Source organism: Albidovulum sp. (genome assembly GCF_049646345.1).
Classification (GTDB): Bacteria; Pseudomonadota; Alphaproteobacteria; order Rhodobacterales; family Rhodobacteraceae; genus Albidovulum.
In genome coordinates this window covers 1-2,567 of record NZ_JBARVQ010000133.1, presented here as the reverse complement: position 1 = coordinate 2,567, position 2,567 = coordinate 1, and the positions used below count along the sequence as shown (strand labels likewise).

5 protein-coding genes are annotated in these 2,567 nt (G+C 61.0%); 4 read left to right on the top strand and 1 reads right to left on the bottom strand.

Annotated elements, in window-relative coordinates; all coding sequences use genetic code 11:
* From WBB85_RS03340 to WBB85_RS03325, 4 genes are all read left to right on the top strand, one after another.
* Positions 1-572, top strand: a 572-nt coding sequence (locus WBB85_RS03340) for a flavin reductase family protein (RefSeq protein ID WP_432637201.1), incomplete at its 5' end; no start/stop codon positions are given.
* Positions 573-647: 75 nt separating this feature from the next.
* Entirely contained in the window at positions 648-1,208 is a 561-nt protein-coding gene (locus WBB85_RS03335) for a DUF4202 domain-containing protein (protein ID WP_432637200.1), read from the top strand.
* A 321-nt stretch (positions 1,209-1,529) separates the two neighbouring features.
* Positions 1,530-1,697: a hypothetical protein gene (locus WBB85_RS03330; protein WP_432637199.1), complete on the top strand. Its 168-nt coding sequence runs from the start codon at positions 1,530-1,532 to the stop codon at positions 1,695-1,697.
* Between the two features lie 55 nt (positions 1,698-1,752).
* Complete coding sequence (locus tag WBB85_RS03325; RefSeq protein WP_432637198.1) at positions 1,753-2,091, top strand: TfoX/Sxy family DNA transformation protein; 339 nt, start codon at positions 1,753-1,755, stop codon at positions 2,089-2,091.
* 48 nt (positions 2,092-2,139) lie between these two features.
* Here WBB85_RS03325 and ndk read toward each other — a convergent pair whose 3' ends face one another.
* The gene (gene ndk, locus WBB85_RS03320; RefSeq protein WP_432637202.1) at positions 2,140-2,562 is read right to left on the bottom strand and encodes a nucleoside-diphosphate kinase; all 423 of its coding nucleotides are present in this window, start codon (positions 2,560-2,562) and stop codon (positions 2,140-2,142) included.
* Positions 2,563-2,567 lie beyond the last annotated feature (5 nt).

Below are 2,567 nucleotides of genomic sequence, written 5' to 3'. Positions count from 1 at the left end.
GGCTGGAATATATGGCGGGCCGGGTGCGCGGTCTTCGGCTGAACTTCGTCGTGGCCGATGAAGACCCCTATGAGGTCTGGACCGGCTATCGCGGCCATTTCAACCAGCTGATGCTGGGTCTGATGACGCCCGACTATCTTGACCGCGAGGTCTATTGTTGCGGGCCCGAGGGGTTCATGCAGGCGGTGCGCGAAACGCTGCTGTCGCTTGGCTACGACATGGAGCGCTATCATCAGGAGACGTTTCAGGCCCCGGTCATGCGGGCCGAGGATATCGAAGTGCACGAAGATGTCGTGCCTCAGGAAGAGGCCAGGGCCGAGATTGCCTTTGTCAATTCCGGCGTCACAGTTGACTGCACCGAGACCGACACCGTTCTGGCCATCGCCAAATCCTCGGGCCTCAATATGCCCTCGGGCTGCAATTTCGGCGTCTGCGGCACCTGCAAGGTCAAGACCCGCTCGGGTCAGGTTCATATGGTCCACAACGGCGGCATCAGCGAAGAGGACATCGAGGCTGGTTACATCCTGGCCTGCTGCTCGCGTCCGCTTGGCCGGGTCGAGGTTGAACTTTGAACGGGCAACGGGCGCGGCTTGACCGCGCCCGGGCGCTTTGCGACGGTGCCGCAGCCCTGATCTGAAAGGACCGACATGAGCCGCCTTGCCACCACCCTCACCGCCATCGACGCCGCAAATTCCGCCGACCCCGACGTGAGCGAGGGCACACCCGCCGCGCGGCTTTACGGTGAGCGGATGACGGCAGAGCTGGAGCGGCTCTTTCCCGATGCGTCCGAGGAACTCCGCATCGCGGCGCGCGGCCAGCATATCGAACGCTGGACCTCTCCGCGCAGCGCCTATCCCGAGGGTCGTGAAGGCTATCTGACCTGGCGCCGAGAGCTTGGCGCGTTTCATGCCACCCGTGTGGGTGAAATCATGGCCGCTGCGGGCTACGGCGACGACAGCGTCGCGAAGGTCGGCGCGATGTTGCGCAAGGAAGGCATCAAACGCGATCCAGAGGTTCAGGCACTGGAAGACGTGATCTGCTTTACCTTCCTGCGCTGGTACTTCCAGCCCTTCGCCGAAGGCCGCGATCCCGCAGCTCTGGAAAAGATCGTCGCCAAGACCGCGCGCAAGATGTCGGCCGGGGCTCGCGCCCGCGCGCTTGATGAGTTCGACCTGCCCGAACCCTTCGCCGCACATTTCCGCGACTGAGTCGTGCACCATTGTGTACTGCGGCTTTTACGGGCGCGCGCTCACCCTATGGTTGCACGCAATAATATTTCGTCGCGCAATATTGTTTCAAAAGCGCGCCTTGTCTGGCGCTAACAGGCCAAAACTGTTGCGAATTTGACTCGGGAACAGGCGGATTGCCGCGCTGCGGCTTGGCGAAAGTGTCATCTCGTAGGAGAATCTATTGACGGTGGGGAAACACGGCCATATTTGCGCCGCGCGATTGCCACCGACATGTGTGAGTGATGGCCCTAGAGGCATGGTTAATGTGATCTGATCGATCACGGGGGAAGGAAGAGACGAATGGATATGCCCAAGCAGATGGATGCGAGTGGAAACGCCCCGCGCCAGCAGCAGCAACAAGGTGAGTCCGAACGCGCCGAAAAGCGCCGGACGGTCTCGTCCGAGATTGCTGAAACGCCGGCCGAGCAGATGCGCGCCATGCATTTCAGCGACTGGGCCTCGATCTGAGGCTTTCGCCGGGTCGCGGCAGGAATTAACCTCGGGGCTCCGATGGAGGGGCCCCATGCCGACACCCGTAACTACGATTCCCAATCTCGGCCCCGCCTCGGGGGCGGCCTTTGCCCGGGCGGGCATACAGTCGGCCGAGGAGATCCGCGCGATGGGTGCGGATGCGGCCTATCTTCGGCTCTTGCAGTCCGGCACAAGGCCCCACTTTATCGGATACTATGTCCTCGTCATGGGATTGCAGGGACGACCCTGGAACGATTGCCGGGGGGAAGAAAAGGCCGCGCTGCGGACAAAGTTCGACGCGCTGAAGTCGTCAGTTCTCCCGGAGACTCAAAAGGACCACTCCCGGCTGGAAGCGGTCCTTGACGAGATCGGATTGATCCGACCGAAGTGATACGATTTTTCTCCGAAAAATCGCCAAATTTTCGCAGAAAATTTGCTATCAGCCGACGAGTTCGAGACCCGAGAAGAAGAAGGCGATTTCCTGCGCGGCAGTTTCCGGCGCATCCGAGCCGTGGACCGAGTTTTCACCGACCGAAAGCGCGAATTCCTTGCGGATCGTTCCGGCATCGGCATTGGCCGGGTTGGTGGCCCCCATCACTTCGCGGTTCTTGGCAATGGCACTCTCGCCTTCCAGCACCTGGACGACAACCGGAGCCGACGCCATGAATTCACAAAGTTCGCCGTAGAACGGGCGGTCCTTGTGCACTTCGTAGAACTTGCCGGCCTGTTCCATGGAAAGCTTGATGCGCTTTTGCGCGACAATGCGCAGACCCGCATCTTCAAACTTGGCATTGATCTTGCCGGTCAGGTTGCGGTTGGTCGCATCGGGTTTGATGATCGAGAGCGTGCGTTCGGTCGCCATGGGTC

Excerpts from the sequence above, each read along its gene's own strand:
- WBB85_RS03335 (WP_432637200.1), top strand. The coding sequence starts at position 648 with ATGAGCCGCCTTGCCACCACCCTCACCGCCATCGACGCCGCAAATTCC.
- ndk (WP_432637202.1), bottom strand. The coding sequence starts at position 2,562 with ATGGCGACCGAACGCACGCTCTCGATCATCAAACCCGATGCGACCAAC.
- WBB85_RS03330 (WP_432637199.1), top strand. The coding sequence starts at position 1,530 with ATGGATATGCCCAAGCAGATGGATGCGAGTGGAAACGCCCCGCGCCAG.
- WBB85_RS03325 (WP_432637198.1), top strand. The coding sequence starts at position 1,753 with ATGCCGACACCCGTAACTACGATTCCCAATCTCGGCCCCGCCTCGGGG.